The organism is Natribacillus halophilus, assembly GCF_900100185.1.
Lineage (GTDB): Bacteria > Bacillota > Bacilli > Bacillales > Marinococcaceae > Natribacillus > Natribacillus halophilus.
On sequence record NZ_FNEN01000007.1, the window covers coordinates 17239 to 33733 of the forward strand.

The following is a 16495-nucleotide window of genomic DNA, read 5'->3' on the forward strand; positions in this document are numbered from 1 at the left end:
TGGGTCCTGGATGATTAGGATAAGGGGGAAACAAGGACCAAACAGGTTAGTAACAGGTCAGAACTATAAAGCCTATGAACTTGACAGTTTTGTAAGTACGACAGACGTTGTGCTGATGTCGACTAATGAAAACCAGCTCTTTACAGAACCCGAACGGGAATATAAAGTGACGCATGAATTCGAAGGCTTTTTTGAACATTCATCCGAAGATGGGGAGAAATATTTCCGAAAGAAAAAAGCCTATGTGGTTGAAAAAGCGTAAAGCGTAATCTCCACTAACCACAACCACAAGCTTCGGGCACGAGACTTAAGCCCGAAGCTATGTATGAAAGGAAGAGAAAGGTGAAACCACACAACGTCACAGTATCTTTACGGAATGGTCACACCATACACATGACGGAAGATGCTGAGAATGAACACGAAATTAAAAATGAGATTCTGGGAGAAACCGGAAATTATCATAAAAACGGCGTTTTTTTCGATAAAAAGGATGTCGTCTCCGTCGAAGTCTCAGAACAAACGTAGCAAAGGAGGGAACCTCTATGGTCACGATGGCAAAAGAGCTTAAAAGGATAAAAGAGAAAGAAGATGACATTGGTATCCTTACGATTTATTTGAACACCGACATCAGCGACCAAAGCCAAACGCGCGGGGAATGGCAAATCCGTCTTAAAAACGGCATGAATGATCTTGAGGACTATGCCAAAAAAAGCGAGAGCCAGGAGGAAAAGAATGCCTTAAAAAATCTTTTGGATAAAGCTGAGACCAAAATTTATGACAAGCAAAAGGATATGCAGAAAAGCTTCGTCCTTATGGCTTCGGCCGATGGGCAGTTATGGAAAGTGAAAATTCTCCAGGCTCCTGTCGAAACATCATTTCATTGGGAAAGACAAGCAGAAACGGGACAACTGGAACAATTATTGCATGAGTATCCGGAGACGGGTATTATCGTGACACAGCAGAGAGACGTGACCTTTATTCAGGCAGCACTCGGCGAAATACGGGAGGAGAAAAAGTTCCACTGGGACTTGAAGAAAGAAGACTGGGTGGATTATCAGGATCCTTCACCGCCTTCGGCAACGGACACCAGCGAAGATCATTTTCAACGACGCTTTGAGGAAAACAAACATCGCTGGTATAAGAGCCTAGCTTCTATATTAACCAAAGAAATAAAAAATAGAAATTTAAACGGTGTATACCTTGTCGGCAGTAAAGTATCCACCCGCGATCTCGGTCAACATTTGGATGAAACGCATGTAATTGGAACGGTTCCGAAGAACCTGGGATCCAAGCCAAGCCATGAAATTCTCAACGAAGTATACAACGATCAGATTCGGTAAGGGAGGGCGTATTCCTCCCTTATTGAGCACAGCGAAAGGAATGGCTATAACCATGAAAAAAGCCCTTCTGGTTTACAATGAGCAAGCAGGAGTGTCTAACTTTCTAGTCTATTGCACATAGTTTCTAATGTTAATTCGTGAATATGGACGATCCCCAATCTTTTATAACTGCTGGTAACATTTCCCTCGATAGTGATGTAAGCATCAAAACGCGCCCCTTTTTAAAACTTATGTTCTATTATTAGATGAAAGAAAAGCCCCGGTTTCGAGGCTCGATTTACTCGATGGTTACATCCTCCTATTATTCGATTTCCAACGTCCAATCGCCATCGGCTTCAATTTGAAATATATGTTCACCACTGTCAAACGATTGTGACTGAGCGCCTTCATATGGCCCGATGTCGTTGACAAGCAAATCCTGACCGTTCAGCGTGACAATAAAGTTTCTCTCGCCTGTATGGGTCAAATCGATCCGTTTATTCCCGCTTTGCATATCCACAAAGACGACGGAGTCTCCGGAACCTTCGATATGGTCATCCTCGCTATAAATGTCCTCAGTATCAGGTAACTCCTGACTGACTTCGGCCTCCCATGACCCGTCAGCATCAACGTCAAGGTGATATTCGCCTTCTTGCGGTATCACAGCCAATGACTCACCTTCATAAATACCTATTGTATTGACGATTAATTCTTGCCCGCCGCTTTCATTATTTAATTCCACTATAAAATTACGCTCGCCACTATGTTCAGCGTCGATGATAGCGAATCCACTTTGTAAATTAAAATTTTCGGATACGTCATCACCTTCACCATTTACTTCTGTCGGTGTCGTGTTCATGAAAAAATCTTCATACATCAACTCGCCATTAATGATGTCATCGCTTTCAATATATTCACTTTGTTGACCGTATGTACCTAGCACGTCATCTGATTGAGGTCCGGGCAGGTATCCGAAAAGCAATTCAATTTCCCCGTCGCTAAAATTGCCAATGTCAATATCAGCATTGAACGATCCGTCTTCAACATCAACGGTTCCTACTTTTACATCTTCTTCATCTTCGTCATCTAAGTTAGACACATGATACGTAAGCTTCGTCCCGTCTTTGAAGTTTGTTTCACCATCTATTTCAATGGAATTTCCATCCATCGCCCATTCAGATTCTAAATCTATATCATGTGTTTCTGGTTCTTCATCTTCCGAACCTTCTGCTTCTATCTCTTTTTCGTCATTTCCGGATGCTTCGGCCTCGGTGTTTTCTTCTGTTTCTTCACCGCTGCCGCAAGCAGATAGAGAGAGTAACGATATGGTGCCAATAGCCACTAAGTATTTTCTCATAAATTTAACCCCCTAAATATAGTTACAATTGACATGATACTATAGAATTTCAAACTTTTGTAGCGATATGCAGAAACTATTTCCATCAATATTTTGTAAGTTCAATATGGGTCATCATAACTTTTTGTTGTGGCGTGTAGTTGTTGCTCGATGATTGATTTTTCGACGAAATATGTAGAAGGGGAGGAAAATCGCTCTCAAAATATATGAGCGAATTACTTCTCTCCCTGCATATGTTTAGTGTGAGCTTTTCGACCATCCCCATCATTAATGTATTCTTAGTCCACTTCCACGGTAAATGAAGTACATAAAATAACCCCTAAAGAATATGCGTTCCTGTTTATTATATACGAACATACATTTCTGTGCAAGGGGAACATAAACATATGCTTTATTGCTTTACCGCGCGAAACGTGACCAATCCGTGACCAGTTGACCGCAAGTGCAAATAAAAAAGAGCTCCAGCAAACGCTGGAACCCTTGTCTTAACAGTATTTATCATGGTCGGGATGACAGGATTTGAACCTGCGACCCCAAGCACCCCATGCTTGTGCTCTACCAAGCTGAGCTACATCCCGTCACAACGAATATTATAGTACGAACTGGCTCGTTGGGCAAGTTAAAGTTAAAATTTTCGTGAGGAGACGGATGGCTATCCGTTTATGAAGCCCAATCGGGGGGAGGAGAAAGGGCTGAGAGGTATCAAAAAGCAATGATGAAGCCCTAACGAAAGAATGCGCAAGGCGTTAAGTCGCCAACACGGTTTGATGAGGCCCTAACGCGAGAACGCATAAGCCGTTAGGTCGCCAACATCGATATATGGCGCTCCAAACGAGATACGAAACTACAAAAGGCGCGGTAACGAGGATCGTGGCACCGACTCAGCGGTGCCAATATTTTTGAATGAACGAATCGCGGCCGGATTGCTGACGGTCTTGTTTATAAGCCTCAGGTTGTTTCCTGTAAAACTGTTGATGGTTTTCTTCTGCTTCATAAAAAGTCACAGTTGGTAAAATTTCGGTGACGATCGGAGCGTCACCGAATCTTCCGCTGTACGCGAGTCGTTCCTTTGACGCTTGCGCCTGCTCCCGCTGGAAGTCATTGTCATAAAAAATCGCGGTTCGATATTGCGGGCCGCGGTCGTGAAATTGGCCGCCATCGTCGGTGGGATCAATTTGCGTCCAGAAAAGATCCAACAACTGCTCGTAGGGAAACCGTTCCGGGTCATAAATAATTTCAACCGCCTCGTAATGGCCGGTGTCTCCGTTCTTTACCTTTTCATACGTCGGGTTGTCGAGGTGGCCGCCCGTATACCCGGAACGCACGCTGATGATGCCCGGCATCTCTTCGAATGGCTGTACCATGCACCAGAAACAGCCGCCGGCAAACGTCGCTTTTGCATATGTCATTAAGGGTCCCTCCTTTTTGGAGCCATAAAATCCTGTATGCTCGCCTGCAATGGCGTCACTCGAGACCATTTAATAGTACCATCCTGGCTGCTTAAGTATCCCGAATCATTTTCCAATCGTATGACTGCTAGTATCAAAATCATAACATAATAAACAGAAAACATGCGCTGGAAACGATTTCGGTTCGTGTTAGAATAATACTATACGTACATAGGTACAACAGAGATAATAATCCAAGCGGAAAGGGTGTCATATATGTCGTTCAATCGCAGGCTTGAACAAAAACCTCTGAAACGCTACCAAGCTGCGAAGGTCGCCGGTATATTCCTCGTTGGCTACGCGGCGACTATGCTCTATGGAATGTTTAAGCCGTTGCCGGAGAATATTTCTTATGAAAGCGATTGGCATACGGATACAGAAGCTGACATCCTTTTTGATATCACCCATGAACGAGATGGTGAGGTTCAGGAAGATCACGAGATCTTCGAACATATCGAGCAGATGATTGCGGAAGCGGAAGATTTTATATTGGTCGATATGTTTTTGTACAATGATGACTATCCGCCGGATATGTCCTTTCCGGAGTTGTCGTCCTGGTTCAGCGACTTACTGGTTGAAAAACAGGAGGCCAACCCTGACTTGACGATTGTGGTTACCACTGACCGTATGAACAGCTTTTATGGCTCGCGTACCCCGGAACATATTCAAAGGCTGGAAGAGGCGGGTATTCAGGTGATATGGGCCGATCTAGACGACCTCCGTGATTCCAACGTTATTTATTCCGGGCTATGGCGCTTCGCCCTGCAATGGTTTGGCACGCCCAAAGGAGGCTGGCTTCCGAGTGTCTTTGATCCGGAAGCAGAGCCGGTGACGGTCCGTTCCTATTTGGATCTGTTAAACTTTAAGGCGAATCATCGTAAACTGGTTGTCAATGAACAGGAGGCGCTCGTCACGTCAGCGAATCCCCATGATGCCAGCGCGCACCATTCGAATGCCGCTATATCCGTCCGTGGGGAAATCGTCAACGATGTTATTGCAAGTGAACGTGCGGTCGCGGAAATGTCCGGGGCAGACACGACAGCCTTTGATCACATGCAGTATAATGGAGAACAGGCAGATACATCCAGCGGTGTCGATGCCAAACTGGTCACGGAAGGAAAAATTAAGGAACAGTTGCTGCGCTCGATTTCGGATGCAGAAGCCGGGGATGACCTGTGGCTGGGCATGTTTTATCTGTCGGAACGTGATGTTATCGAGGCGTTGCAAGCGGCCGCCGACCGCGGGGCGAATGTCCGTCTGATCCTTGACCCCAATGAAGAATCTTTTGGACAGGAAAGGATCGGGGTTCCCAACCGACCTGTGGCCGATGAGCTTGAACATTATAGTGAGAACATCGAGGTGCGTTGGTATAATACGGACATTGAGCAATACCATACGAAAATGTTCTACATGACGGATGGTGAAACAGCGCTCGTTAATGCAGGCTCGACGAATTTAACGCGCAGAAATCTTGATGATCTTAACCTGGAGACGAATGTGGTGCTTAGAGCTCCGCAAGACCACACACTCATGGAGGAGGTCGATCACTATTTTCATGCGCTCTGGAACAATGAGGAGAGCCATTACACCGATGATTTCAATGAACATGGTGATGGCGCATTCTGGAAGTATTGGTTGTATCGGATCCAGGAATCCAGCGGGCTTTCATCTTTCTAGAATTTACATGCATGAGGGAGAGGATGGAACATGGATAGAGTAGTTGAACGTTGGCGCGAAGGGTTGCGTGCTGACCCGCGCTTAAGCGCCCAATTGGAAGAGATGATTCAAAATCAGGATGAAACGCAACTGGAGGATTGTTTTTATCGCAGCCTTACCTTCGGGACCGGGGGCATGCGCGGACAACTTGGGCCGGGGCCTAATCGCATGAATCGGTATACGGTCCGAAAAGCGGCGCTCGGTTTAGCGCGCTACTTAAAAGCAACCGCGGGGGAAGGCCGAGTCGTTATCGCGTTTGATTCCCGGAGACATTCCGACTTGTTCGCGCAGGAAGCGGCTCTGACGCTTGCTCACGAAGGTATTGCTGTCGATCTGTTTCCCTCCTTGCGACCGACGCCGCTGTTATCGTTTGCCGTTCGTGCACGCGAGGCGAACGCCGGTATCATGATTACCGCAAGTCATAATCCGGCGGAGTATAACGGACTGAAAGTCTATGATGAAAACGGGGGACAACTGACACCTGAACCGGCAGGCGTGCTCATCGAGTACGTAGAGGCGATCGAGGATGAACTGACGATTCCGGTGGCGGCAGAAAACGAACTCGTACAAACGCTGCCAGCTTCCATCGATGACCGCTACGAAGAGGCCCTCGCCTCCGTTCTCGAGCAGCCCCGGCTGGGAGAAGACTATGGCGATGAGTTGCAGCTCGTGTTCAGCCCGCTTCATGGAACGGCGCTGGAACCGTTAAAAAAAGCGTTTAACCGCAACGGATACACCAATGTACATATCGTCGCTGAACAAGCGAGACCTGATCCTGATTTTTCAACGGTGACGAAACCGAACCCTGAAGAAGCAGAAGCCTTTGCGTGGGCGAAACGTTGGGGGCGGGAAAAACAAGCCGACGTACTCATTGCCACCGACCCCGATGCCGATCGCCTGGGGGTGGCCGTTCCCGATGAGCGTGCGGACGATGGCTATCGTTTATTGACCGGCAATGAAACCGGCTTTCTGCTTCTTGATTATCTGCTTGCCCAACGCTCTGACAAAAATGAGCTCCCCGCCAACGGAAAGGTGCTCAAAACGATCGTCACGTCAGAGAGCGGCCGCCAGCTCGCCAGGCACTACGGCGTCGATTGCGAGGATACATTGACAGGATTCAAATACATCGCCGAGAAGATGCAGCATTTTGAAGACGGGGTGGAGGATGGAACATTCCTGTTTGGTTATGAAGAATCGTACGGTTACTTGCTCGGCTCCTTCGTGCGCGATAAAGATGCCTTGCAGGCAGCCCTCGTCGTAGCCGAGATTGCCCTCGCCGAAAAGCGTGCAGGCCGCAGTCTTACCGATCGACTGGAGCGTTTATATCAGACTTTCGGTTATTTTCGGGAGGATATTGAATCGTTGACGTTGAAAGGGAAAGAAGGGGAAGAAGAGATCAGCTCCTTGCTTGCCTCCCTTCGTGAAGAACCGCCCCATGCATTCGGAGACGAATACAGAGTCACCATGATCGAGGATTATCACCGCGGTGAAGCAATCGATGTTGAAAGCGGCCAGCGAAGCCCCTTGAACTTACCCGCTTCGAATGTGATCAAGTATAAGTGTGCCGATGACTCGTGGGTATGTGTCAGACCCTCGGGCACCGAGCCGAAAGTCAAATGTTATTTTGGCGTAAAAAAGCGTGATCAATCGACGGCCACCCAGAGTCTTACGCATCTTCAGGAAGCCGTCATGGCAGACATCAATCGCCGCTTAACTAAAAGCCACACATGATTGAAGGTGAAGGGTATGGATTGGGTGCAAGATTATTTACAAGTGCTGGGAACCCCCCACAAAAAGGCCTCTACCCCTTATTTAAAAAACTTGATGAACGCACATCGCCACGTCTTCCCATTCGAAAATGTGGGCAAACTCACCTTTAATGGTGAGGCGTTTGTGACAGCGGATGTTGAGAGCTTTCTGTGGCGGCACCGTCGCTATCACACCGGAGGCACGTGCATCACTCTCAATCTGCAATTTTCGCGCCTGTTGGATGCGCTCGGCTTTCAGGTGTTTTTTCTCAAACCCGGCGGGGATCATATGGCGCTGCTCGTGCGCGCACCGGAATCAGGGCAACCCTTCTATGTCGATGTAGGGACGCCTGTTCCGCTGCTGACGCCCTTGCCGTTAAGCAAGCATAAACAGACGCGTGTGCCTCTCTTTGCAGGTGAAAAAGTCATCTTGATGGCGGGGGAAAAAGAGGGCGAGTATACGTACATCCGTACGATCGCTGACCGCATTGTTGACCGGAAATGGGGCTTTTCCATCGATCATCGCTACCAGCTTCATGATTTTCAGGACCTTATCCACCGTTCTTACGAACCGAGCGCGCCTTATATGCAGCAACTGCGCTGTGAAAAATGGTGTGCGCGTAAACGGCGGATGTTGTCGCTGAAAAATAAAGAACTCACTATCCGCACCCACACCGGGGGCAAAATAAAAAGAGAACTCAAAACGCGTGCAGAATTGCTGGAGGCGCTCGTAAGCACGTTCTCGCTCCCGAAATTGCCGGCGGAAACCGCCCTGGATAAGCTCGAAGAAAACGGCCATTTGCCATGGAAAGAAGCACGTTCTCTATCCGGAGGGTTTCAGTAACGAATGGAAAATTGCTGATTGTGGTGAACGGTGACATCATCTTCGATGTTCACCTGCTCAACACGTGAAAAAGTATTCCCTTTTTTCACCGTTTCGATAAAGTTCTCCAACGTAGCCGAGTCCCCTTCGGCAGCGATCTCGACCGCACCATCTTCACGGTTTCTCACCCAGCCGTGAAGATGGTTTTTTTGCGCTTCCTGATGGACAAAACTTCTAAAGCCGACGCCTTGCACAGCTCCGTGGACGACAGCGTGTATGTTAGCCAATGCTCTCTCCTCCTTTTTTACGGGATATCTTAAGTATATTCCCTGTATTTCGCGTTCATCAAACATGCCATGCATTCATGGCGCAGCGTTCTCATATAGATAGAGATAGAAACAGGGGGGATGGAAATGCCTGCAAATGAACGGCGGCAGCTGGAAAAAAAGATCGAGGAAATTACCGAAATCGCCGAAGGATTCGGGTTAAACTTTTTTCCGATGCGCTATGAAGTTTGCCCGGCGGATATCATTTATACATTTGGCGCTTATGGCATGCCGACGCGTTTTTCCCATTGGAGTTTTGGAAAGCAGTTTTACAAGATGAAGGTGCAGTATGATTTAGGGTTGAGCAAGATTTACGAGTTGGTGATCAATTCAAACCCTTGCTATGCGTTTTTACTCAATAACAACAGCCTCATTCAAAATCAGTTGATCGTTGCCCATGTGCTTGCGCACAGTGATTTTTTCAAGAACAACTGGCGCTTTCAAAATACGAGGCGCGATATGGTGGAAAGCATGAGTGCGACCGCCGAGCGCATTGCCACGTATGAACAAACCCACGGCAAACAGGAAGTCGAATCGTTCATCGATGCCGTGCTCGCCATTCAGGAACACGTCGATCCGACGATGATGGCACGCACCCACGATGACAGCCAGGAAGAAGAGGTTGAGGCGTCGGCCCCATCGCCATATGCGGATTTATGGGAGGCGGATGAGCTCCGAAAGCCGAAAGAGAGGAAGAAAAAACAGAAGATACCGGCGGAACCGGAAAAAGATGTCATGTGGTTTATCGAAGAAAACAGCCTGGAACTGGAAGAGTGGCAACGTGATGTGATGACGGTGATGCGGGAAGAAATGCTTTATTTCTGGCCGCAAATGGAGACGAAAATTCTCAATGAAGGGTGGGCGTCTTACTGGCACGCAAGGATTCTGCGGGAGATGGATTTAACTTTTGCCGAAACGATTGAATTTGCCAATCTGAATGCGAATGTCATTACCCCATCGAAAACGTTCATCAATCCTTACTACCTGGGCCTGAAAATTTTTGAAGATATTGAAGAACGCTATGATCATCCGGATGAGGATATGAAAGCAAGAGGTGTTCAGCCCGGCGGCGGCCGGGAAAAGATCTTTGAAGTCAGGGAGCTCGAAAACGATCCGTCTTTTATTCGTAATTATTTGACGAAAGATTTAGTCGAACGGGAAGACTTGTACGTATTTGCGAAAAAGGGGTCCAATTATGAGGTCGTGGATAAAGACTGGACGAACATTCGCGACGAATTGGTGGCCTCGCGTGTGAACGGAGGATTTCCATATATAACCGTCACCGATGGCGACTACTTAAAAGCAGGCGAGCTGTTTTTAACGCATAATTATGAGGGCACGGAACTGGACGTCGATTATTTGGAAAAAACGCTTCCCTATATTTTTCAACTCTGGGGCCGCCCGGTCCATTTGGAGACGGTCGTACAGGCGAAACAGACGATTTTCACCTTTGACGGTCAGCGTGTGCAACGGAAAACGAAATGACGAAAAAAAGGGGGCGACCTTACCGGTCGCCCAAGATCAAACATACACGCATCAAGAAGGTACTTAAAAAGTAGCAGGGAACCAATCCCTGTCTATAAAGTAATATAGCATACCCCTTCAGGTCCCTTCCAATCGCGTTCCGGAAGAAAATAAGCCGTTTATCTATGCTTTTCGTAGCTTTATTCTTCTAAATTGCTGGTGAATATTCTTTTAGTTATATCGACCGTCGCTCCCGGTTATATCGCGTGATGGCTTGACGATAACCGGTTCGAGGTTTCTTCAAGCATAAGTTGCGGTTTAAACTGATGGACATTGGCGACGTATTTCGTCGGGATGACCGTGAGACTCTTATTGTATCTTTTAACTGCGTCATTATAGGATTGATTGGCGGTCTCCAGTAGTGTCAACGTCGTTTTCAGGTCTTCTGTGACCTCCCTGAGTTCTGCATCGGTGATATCGTCGTCGGCTTCAGCTTGTTCGAAAAGAAATTGTAAGCGATCGTTAAGAATCGCAAAAGCGTGTAATTGATCGCTGCGTTCATTGGCCGGATCCTGCATATCCTCCATCACTTTTTCCAGTGATTCGGTCGTACCGGCCGGTAAAAGGCCGTGCTGGTCAAGGATCGCCAGAAAATCGGTCGTCGAACGTTCTACACGGGAGAGGAGATGCGTGATTCTCTGCCACCGTGTTTCCATGTAGGTGACGAATTTTAAAAGCACGGAGTAACCGATCAACCATGCCAGTAAAGTTATGGTGATCAGTATGCCAAGGATAATTGCAAACCCCAAGACAAGGGATCCTCCCTTCTCTTCAATGTTCGGATTTTGTATATTTCTTATTTGCTAAAACAATGTTCACAGCAAGTATATCATATAAATGCCTTGATCTCAGCGGTTGATTTTCTCATTTTATGATTGCCCTTTTTGCTCTAGAACTACCAATATTATTATAGGTAACGACGTTGTTTTTTGGCAGGTAAGAAAGTATAAACCACTTTCTTATCATGCATAAGTGCAACTAAGGCTTATCGCCTTAAAGGCTTGGCGATAAGCCAAGTTTTCTTTACCATTTTTAAGCTGGACGGATACCATTGCTTATAGTACGCTGAATGTAAGCGAATACAATCCGGTGCTTTTTGCGTGCACTGATTGAGCGCTTGATCAGCTTATAACTACTGTTATAAAGGGAGGGGAATATGGATTTTCAATACACGGAAGAACAGCGGATGATCCGGGATATGGTTCGGGATTTTGCGGAGGCCGAAATCGCCCCGAAAGCGGAAGAAGTGGATCAGAGCGGCCGTTTTCCGGAAGAAACGTTTGCACAGATGGGACCTTTAGGCATCCTGGGGCTTCCGATTTCGGAAGAATATGGCGGCGCGGGGGCCGATACGATTTCGTACGCGCTGGCCGTCGAAGAAATCGGCAAAGCTTGCGGAGGCACAGGGCTTAGTTATGCGGCATCGGTTTCGCTCGGGGCAGGTCCGTTGGACTCCTTCGGAACCAAAGCCCAAAAGGAAGAATATTTAGTACCGATCGTGAAGGGGGAGGCTCTAGGTTCGTTCGGACTCACCGAACCCAATGCCGGCTCGGATGCAGGAGGGACGAAAACGACTGCCACGTTACAGGGTGACCGTTATGTCATTAACGGGGAGAAATGCTGGATTACAAATGCCACCTATGCAAAAGCGGTGATTATTACTGCGGTAAGCGGAAAAAAAGCAAACGGCGACAACAAAATTTCCGCTTTTATCGTCCCGACGGATGCGGAAGGGTTCAAGATCACGCGTCCATATGACAAGATGGGTGTACGTGCCTCTGATACGACGGAACTTGTCCTGACCGACGTTGAAGTTCCCGAGGAGAATATTTTGGGCGATCCGGACAAAGGTTTTGGACAGTTCCTTCATACATTGGATGGCGGGCGTATATCGATTGGCGCCTTAGCTCTGGGGATAGCCGAAGGGGCGTATCAAAAAGCGCTTGCTTATGCGCATGAACGCAAACAGTTCGGCGCCCCGATCGGTAAGTTCCAGGCTATTCAGTTTAAGCTCGCGGATATGGCCATGGAAATCGACTTGGCGAGAACGATGGTTCATAAAGCCGCCTGGTTGAAGGATCAGAAAAAACGGTTTAAAAAAGAAGCCGCCTTTGCCAAGTTGTATGCCTCGGAAATGTCGACGAGAGTTTGCAATCAGGCGTTGCAAATTCATGGCGGTTCCGGCTATATGCGCGAATATGGAATCGAACGAATGCTACGGGACACTAAATTAATGGAAATCGGAGAAGGGACTTCAGAGATCCAGCGTATGGTGATATCAAGAGAAATCGGTTGTCCCTGATTCGCGGGAGGCATAGACATGTTTACGAAAATATTGATCGTTAACCGTGGGGAAATCGCTTGTCGCGTGATTCAAAGTTGCCGGGCTCTCGGCATTAAGACTGTCGCCATTTATTCGGAAGCCGACCGGGACGCGTTGCACACGAGCCTTGCCGATGAAGCGTACGACGTAGGGCCGCCCAGAGTTTTCGAGAGCTATCTGAATGTCGATAAAATTTTTGCGGTCGCCAAAGAGGCAAACGTGGATGCCATTCACCCGGGGTACGGGTTTCTGTCCGAAAACGCCGATTTTGTAAATCGCTGCCTTAAAGAGAATATCGTTTTTATCGGACCTTCTCCGGAAACGATGACGATTATGGGCGACAAGGTGTCCGCGCGCAAACATATGAAAGCGGCAGGGGTGCCCGTCATGCCCGGTACGGATGATCCTGTCGCAAGTGCGGAGGCAGCGGTTTCTTTTGCCGAAGAGATCGGCTATCCGGTCATGCTTAAAGCGGCGGCCGGTGGTGGCGGCATCGGCATGGAAAAAGCAGCTGACGCCGAAGCATTGGAAAAAGCGTTTCATAGCAACCAAAGAAGAGCGACGAGCTATTTTGGCTCCGGATCGCTTTATCTGGAAAAAGCGTTAGAAGCGCCGCGACACATTGAGGTGCAAGTCATCGGTGATCAAATTGGAAATGTTATCCACCTCGGGGAAAGGGATTGCTCGATTCAGCGCCGGCACCAAAAAGTTATCGAAGAAGCACCAGCGCTCGGTCTCTCGGAAGACCTTTTACAACGCCTGCGACAGGCGGCGATTCAGGCTGCGGAGTCGCTGAATTATGAAAATGCCGGAACACTGGAATTTCTCGTGGAAGATGACGCGTTTTACTTTCTGGAAATGAACACGCGTCTGCAGGTGGAACACCCGGTGACCGAAGAGGTGACAGGGGTCGATATCGTAAAGGAGCAAATTCGCGTCGCGGCCGGGAAAAAGTTAAGCGTTGACCAAGCCCAGGTCAAGCGGCATGGGCATGCCATCGAAACGCGTGTCTATGCTGAAGATCCCAAGACGTTTTTCCCCTCACCCGGAACGATTGAAGTGTTTCACGTGCCCGAAGGCGAGCAAATCCGTCTCGATACAGGCGTGCGCGCCGGCACGGAAGTCACCCCGCACTATGACCCGTTGCTCGCGAAAGTGATTGTCAGTGGGAAAGACCGGGAAGATGCCGTCAGAAACATGCAAAAAACGTTGAACGAAAGTGAGATCCAGGGACTGAAAACGAATCTCCCGTTTTTACGTGAAGTGCTGGAACATCCCGATTTTGTCAGCTCAAATGTGACGATTAATTTTGTGAAAGACCATTTTTAGGAGGACATCCATCATGGCAAAGATTGAAGTAAGCATGGCAGGAAATCTATGGAAGTTGTTAAAGCAGGAAGGAGACGAGGTTCAAGCGGGGGAAGAAGTCGCGATTCTGGAATCCATGAAAATGGAGATTCCGGTGGAGGCTGAATCCGGCGGAGCAATCAAGGCGGTTCTGAAAGCGGAAGGTGAGTTTGTCGACGAGGGCGAAGCGTTATTCGAACTGGAATAGGAGGGTTTACCGATGGAGGACCTCGTGCAATTGGAAAAACCCGGCCGAGGCATCGCGCTGCTTAGGCTGAATCGTCCGCAGGCCGCGAACGCTTTGTCAAAAGAGCTCCTGGCCGCCCTCAGAGATGAACTTATGAACGTAAAACGAGACGCGGACACTTACGTCCTCGTCATCGCAGCTGCGGGAGGAAAAGTGTTCAGCGCGGGGGCGGATTTGAAAGAACGGGCCGGGATGAGCGAAGAAGAAGTGATCGTGGCCGTGAACGGGATTAAGGAGACGGTGAACAGGATTGCCGAGCTGCCTCAACCCGTCATAGCGGCCATGAATGGCAGCGCGCTTGGCGGAGGCCTTGAACTCGCCCTCGCCTGCGACTTGCGCATAGGAGCGAATGATAGAAAATACGGCCTGCCGGAGACGACGCTGGCCATTATTCCCGGCGCCGGCGGAACCCAGCGTTTAGCGCGTTTGATTGGGCCCGGGAAAGCGAAAGCACTTATTTATAGCGGACAGTTGCTCAGCGGGCAGGAAGCATTGAATGATGGCATATTGGAATATAGCACGTCTTTGGAAGCGGTTGAACAGGAGGCGATGGCTTTAGCGGAAAAAATCGCTTCTAACGGCCCCATTGCCTTGCAACAGGCGAAAAAGGCGATTGACGAAGGTTTGGATACGAGCTTGTCCACAGGTTTGGATATTGAAACCGGTGCTTATAAGCGAACGGTTCCGACCGCTGATCGCCTGGAAGGGATCCGCGCTTTTCAGGAAAAACGAGCCCCGGATTATCACGGCGAATGATGGAGGGAAGTTATGGTTAAGCATGAAGAGGTGGTCGCAGACATTGAACAGGGCGGCCCGGAACGTTATCACAAGAGCAATGCCGACAAGGGAAAAATGTTCGTGCGCGAACGTTTGCGCAAGTTATTGGATGAAGGGGCTGACATGCAGGAAGACGGGAAATTCGCCAACGTCATGGCCGGTGATTTGCCGGCGGATGGCGTCATTACGGGCATGGGCCATGTCCAGGGCCGGCAAGTCTGTTTTATGGCCAATGACTCCACGGTAAAAGCCGGTTCATGGGGAGCGCGTACGGTTGAAAAAATCATCCGTATTCAGGAACAGGCCGAAAATCTGCAATGTCCCATCTTTTATCTCGTCGATTCAGCCGGTGCGCGCATTACCGATCAAGTGGAGATGTTCCCGGGAAGGCGCGGGGCAGGGCGGATTTTTCACAATCAAGTGCAACTTTCCGGCCAGGTGCCGCAAGTGTGCCTGTTATTCGGGCCGTCAGCGGCAGGAGGCGCATATATTCCGGCGTTTTGTGACCTCGTCATTATGGTGGAAGAAAATGCTTCCATGTATCTAGGGTCACCGCGTATGGCGGAAAAGGTCATCGGTGAGAACGTGACGCTCGAGGAAATGGGCGGCGCCCGGATGCATTGCAGTGTCTCCGGGTGTGGGGATGTTCTCGCGAGCGATGAAACTGAAGCGATCAGCAAGGCGCGGCAATACATGACCTATTTTCCGGCAAATCACCGGGAAAGAGCGGTGGCTGTTACGCCGCAAGCGCCGAGTCCGGGAGGCAAGGATATCGCTGATTTGATTCCGGACAATCAAAATGCCCCGTTTGATATGTATAAGCTGATCGATCAGCTCATTGATGCCGAGAGTTTTTTTGAAATCAAGCGTTTGTTTGCGCCGGAGCTGATCACAGGTTTGGCACGTATGGACGGCGGGGTGGTCGGGATCATCGCCAATCAGCCAAAAGCAAAGGGCGGGGTTCTTTTCTATGATTCCGCGGACAAGGCGGCGCGCTTCATTAATCTCTGTGACGCCTTTAATATTCCGTTACTGTTTCTTGCGGATGTGCCTGGCTTTATGATTGGTACGAAGGTGGAACGGGCCGGCATTATTCGCCACGGGGCAAAAATGATTTCAGCGATGGCGAGCGCGACGGTACCGAAAATTTCCGTCATCGTACGCAAAGCTTATGGCGCGGGTCTGTACGCCATGGCCGGGCCTGCGTTCGAACCGGATTATTGTGTCGCCTTGCCGAGCGCACAAATCGCTGTCATGGGCCCGGAAGCGGCGGTGAATGCTGTGTATGCCAATAAAATTGCCGAGCTGCCCGAGGAAGAAAGAGAAGCATATATCGCAGAAAAACGAAAAGAATATCAAGAGAACATTGACATTCACCGTCTGGGTTCGGAACTCGTCGTTGATGATATCGTGGAACCGACCGATTTAAGGGAGACACTCGTTTCGCGTTTCGACATGTATGCGCAGAAAAACGTTCGCCCACCCGCTAAAAAGCATAACGTGGATCCGGTGTAGCGGATCTCAATGCCTTGGAAAGCCG

Annotated in this window: 16 protein-coding genes and 1 tRNA gene; 12 read left to right on the forward strand and 5 right to left on the reverse strand. The window is 48.8% G+C overall.

Annotation, left to right across the window (positions count from 1 at the left end; genetic code table 11):
- Positions 1-10: 10 nt before the first annotated feature.
- The 3 genes from BLS58_RS09325 to BLS58_RS09335 all read left to right on the forward strand — a co-directional run bounded on the left by BLS58_RS09325 (position 11) and on the right by BLS58_RS09335 (position 1340).
- The gene (locus BLS58_RS09325; RefSeq protein WP_090398248.1) at positions 11-262 is read left to right on the forward strand and encodes a hypothetical protein; all 252 of its coding nucleotides are present in this window, start codon (positions 11-13) and stop codon (positions 260-262) included.
- A gap of 80 nt (positions 263-342) precedes the next feature.
- Positions 343-525 (forward strand): hypothetical protein, encoded by a 183-nt coding sequence (locus tag BLS58_RS09330; protein ID WP_090398249.1) that lies wholly within the window; start codon positions 343-345, stop codon positions 523-525.
- A gap of 17 nt (positions 526-542) precedes the next feature.
- The gene (locus tag BLS58_RS09335; protein ID WP_090398251.1) at positions 543-1340 is read left to right on the forward strand and encodes a VLRF1 family aeRF1-type release factor; all 798 of its coding nucleotides are present in this window, start codon (positions 543-545) and stop codon (positions 1338-1340) included.
- A gap of 301 nt (positions 1341-1641) precedes the next feature.
- Here the strand turns inward: BLS58_RS09335 and BLS58_RS09340 are convergent, their stop codons facing one another.
- The 3 genes from BLS58_RS09340 to msrA all read right to left on the reverse strand — a co-directional run bounded on the left by BLS58_RS09340 (position 1642) and on the right by msrA (position 4085).
- Positions 1642-2676, reverse strand: coding sequence for a hypothetical protein (locus tag BLS58_RS09340; RefSeq protein ID WP_090398253.1), 1035 nt, complete (start codon positions 2674-2676; stop codon positions 1642-1644).
- 501 nt (positions 2677-3177) lie between these two features.
- A tRNA-Pro gene (locus tag BLS58_RS09345) sits at positions 3178-3254 on the reverse strand.
- 303 nt (positions 3255-3557) lie between these two features.
- Positions 3558-4085 carry a peptide-methionine (S)-S-oxide reductase MsrA gene (gene msrA, locus BLS58_RS09350; protein WP_090398255.1) on the reverse strand — a complete coding sequence of 176 codons (528 nt, stop codon included), beginning with the start codon at positions 4083-4085 and terminating at the stop codon, positions 3558-3560.
- Positions 4086-4340: 255 nt separating this feature from the next.
- On the opposite strand from msrA, the gene BLS58_RS09355 reads away from it, so the two are divergent.
- From BLS58_RS09355 to BLS58_RS09365, 3 genes are read left to right on the forward strand one after another with little or no spacing between them, the layout of a single operon-like run.
- Positions 4341-5801, forward strand: coding sequence for a phospholipase D family protein (locus tag BLS58_RS09355; RefSeq protein ID WP_090398257.1), 1461 nt, complete (start codon positions 4341-4343; stop codon positions 5799-5801).
- A 30-nt stretch (positions 5802-5831) separates the two neighbouring features.
- A complete protein-coding gene (locus tag BLS58_RS09360) occupies positions 5832-7571 on the forward strand; it encodes a phospho-sugar mutase (protein ID WP_090398259.1) in 1740 nt (579 codons plus the stop codon).
- Between the two features lie 15 nt (positions 7572-7586).
- Positions 7587-8432, forward strand: coding sequence for an arylamine N-acetyltransferase (locus BLS58_RS09365; RefSeq protein WP_090398261.1), 846 nt, complete (start codon positions 7587-7589; stop codon positions 8430-8432).
- Here BLS58_RS09365 and BLS58_RS09370 read toward each other — a convergent pair.
- On the reverse strand, positions 8426-8698 hold the full coding sequence (locus BLS58_RS09370) for an acylphosphatase (protein ID WP_245723123.1): 273 nt from the start codon (positions 8696-8698) through the stop codon (positions 8426-8428). The two genes, BLS58_RS09365 and BLS58_RS09370, sit on opposite strands and share 7 nt — an antisense overlap.
- Before the next feature lie 126 nt (positions 8699-8824).
- Between BLS58_RS09370 and BLS58_RS09375 the strand changes: the two genes are divergently transcribed.
- Positions 8825-10222, forward strand: coding sequence for a SpoVR family protein (locus BLS58_RS09375; RefSeq protein ID WP_090398264.1), 1398 nt, complete (start codon positions 8825-8827; stop codon positions 10220-10222).
- 236 nt (positions 10223-10458) lie between these two features.
- Here the strand turns inward: BLS58_RS09375 and BLS58_RS09380 are convergent, their stop codons facing one another.
- Positions 10459-11010: a LemA family protein gene (locus BLS58_RS09380; RefSeq protein ID WP_176764689.1), complete on the reverse strand. Its 552-nt coding sequence runs from the start codon at positions 11008-11010 to the stop codon at positions 10459-10461.
- 407 nt (positions 11011-11417) lie between these two features.
- On the opposite strand from BLS58_RS09380, the gene BLS58_RS09385 reads away from it, so the two are divergent.
- From BLS58_RS09385 to BLS58_RS09405, 5 genes are read left to right on the forward strand one after another with little or no spacing between them, the layout of a single operon-like run.
- Positions 11418-12563: an acyl-CoA dehydrogenase family protein gene (locus tag BLS58_RS09385; protein WP_090398268.1), complete on the forward strand. Its 1146-nt coding sequence runs from the start codon at positions 11418-11420 to the stop codon at positions 12561-12563.
- An 18-nt stretch (positions 12564-12581) separates the two neighbouring features.
- A complete protein-coding gene (locus tag BLS58_RS09390; RefSeq protein ID WP_090398270.1) occupies positions 12582-13913 on the forward strand; it encodes an acetyl-CoA carboxylase biotin carboxylase subunit in 1332 nt (443 codons plus the stop codon).
- A gap of 13 nt (positions 13914-13926) precedes the next feature.
- Positions 13927-14139: an acetyl-CoA carboxylase biotin carboxyl carrier protein subunit gene (locus tag BLS58_RS09395; RefSeq protein ID WP_090398271.1), complete on the forward strand. Its 213-nt coding sequence runs from the start codon at positions 13927-13929 to the stop codon at positions 14137-14139.
- A gap of 12 nt (positions 14140-14151) precedes the next feature.
- Complete coding sequence (locus BLS58_RS09400) at positions 14152-14934, forward strand: enoyl-CoA hydratase-related protein (protein WP_090398272.1); 783 nt, start codon at positions 14152-14154, stop codon at positions 14932-14934.
- Positions 14935-14946: 12 nt separating this feature from the next.
- Complete coding sequence (locus BLS58_RS09405; RefSeq protein ID WP_090398273.1) at positions 14947-16470, forward strand: acyl-CoA carboxylase subunit beta; 1524 nt, start codon at positions 14947-14949, stop codon at positions 16468-16470.
- The last annotated feature ends 25 nt before the right edge of the window (positions 16471-16495 follow it).

Coding starts and splice junctions, on each gene's coding strand:
- msrA (WP_090398255.1), bottom strand. CDS start 4,085: ATGACATATGCAAAAGCGACGTTTGCCGGCGGCTGTTTCTGGTGCATG.
- BLS58_RS09390 (WP_090398270.1), top strand. CDS start 12,582: ATGTTTACGAAAATATTGATCGTTAACCGTGGGGAAATCGCTTGTCGC.
- BLS58_RS09360 (WP_090398259.1), top strand. CDS start 5,832: ATGGATAGAGTAGTTGAACGTTGGCGCGAAGGGTTGCGTGCTGACCCG.
- BLS58_RS09365 (WP_090398261.1), top strand. CDS start 7,587: ATGGATTGGGTGCAAGATTATTTACAAGTGCTGGGAACCCCCCACAAA.
- BLS58_RS09385 (WP_090398268.1), top strand. CDS start 11,418: ATGGATTTTCAATACACGGAAGAACAGCGGATGATCCGGGATATGGTT.
- BLS58_RS09340 (WP_090398253.1), bottom strand. CDS start 2,676: ATGAGAAAATACTTAGTGGCTATTGGCACCATATCGTTACTCTCTCTA.
- BLS58_RS09400 (WP_090398272.1), top strand. CDS start 14,152: ATGGAGGACCTCGTGCAATTGGAAAAACCCGGCCGAGGCATCGCGCTG.
- BLS58_RS09325 (WP_090398248.1), top strand. CDS start 11: ATGATTAGGATAAGGGGGAAACAAGGACCAAACAGGTTAGTAACAGGT.
- BLS58_RS09405 (WP_090398273.1), top strand. CDS start 14,947: ATGGTTAAGCATGAAGAGGTGGTCGCAGACATTGAACAGGGCGGCCCG.
- BLS58_RS09355 (WP_090398257.1), top strand. CDS start 4,341: ATGTCGTTCAATCGCAGGCTTGAACAAAAACCTCTGAAACGCTACCAA.
- BLS58_RS09375 (WP_090398264.1), top strand. CDS start 8,825: ATGCCTGCAAATGAACGGCGGCAGCTGGAAAAAAAGATCGAGGAAATT.
- BLS58_RS09335 (WP_090398251.1), top strand. CDS start 543: ATGGTCACGATGGCAAAAGAGCTTAAAAGGATAAAAGAGAAAGAAGAT.
- BLS58_RS09395 (WP_090398271.1), top strand. CDS start 13,927: ATGGCAAAGATTGAAGTAAGCATGGCAGGAAATCTATGGAAGTTGTTA.